Consider the following 676-nt stretch of genomic DNA (forward strand, 5'->3'; position numbering starts at 1 on the left):
GAAGGCCGTCTGGTGGCTGAACATACGCCGGGTGGTCATCGCCGTTACGATCTTGCCAAGCTGCGGCCTGAACAGTTCCGTTCCGCTCAAGACGCCGCCGGCAAGACCATCGCTTACGCTCGTGTGTCCAGTCACGATCAGAAGGATGATTTGGAACGCCAAAAACGGGTGTTGGAACTCTATTGCGCCCGGCAAGGCTGGACCTTCGAGGTCGTGGCCGATCTTGGCTCCGGCATGAACTATAACAAGAAGGGCCTCAAAAAGCTGCTGTCGCAGATTATAAACGGCTCTGTCGGGCGTCTGGTGATCTCGCACAAGGATCGATTGCTGCGGTTTGGCGCGGAACTGGTGTTGGCGATCTGCGAAGCCAAGAACGTCGAAGTGGTTATCCTGAACCAGGGCGAGGACACGACCTTCGAGGAAGACCTCGACGAAGACCTCGCCAAGGACGTGCTTGAGATTGTCACTGTGTTTTCGGCGCGGCTTTATGGCTCGCGCTCGCATAAGAACCAGAAACTTCTGGACGAGGTGAAGAAGGCGGTGGAGGATTGGCAATGCTGATCGCCCACCGCATCGCGCTGGACCCGACCGACAAGCAGGGGACCTATTTTGCCCGCGCTTCGGGGACGGCGCGGTTTGCGTGGAACTGGGCGCTGGCGCAATGGCAACGCCAGTA

At 58.4% G+C, this 676-nt stretch carries 2 protein-coding genes; both read left to right on the plus strand.

Annotated elements, in window-relative coordinates:
• The coding region (locus PY650_RS36630; RefSeq protein WP_285884993.1) for an IS607 family transposase at positions 1 to 561 on the plus strand (561 nt) is incomplete at its 5' end.
• Positions 555 to 676, plus strand: a 122-nt coding sequence (locus PY650_RS36635; RefSeq protein WP_285884994.1) for a helix-turn-helix domain-containing protein, incomplete at its 3' end; no start/stop codon positions are given. The genes PY650_RS36630 and PY650_RS36635, both read left to right, overlap by 7 nt.

Origin of the sequence: Martinezella calliandrae (assembly GCF_030272695.1) — a bacterium.
GTDB lineage: Bacteria > Pseudomonadota > Alphaproteobacteria > Rhizobiales > Rhizobiaceae > Rhizobium > Rhizobium calliandrae.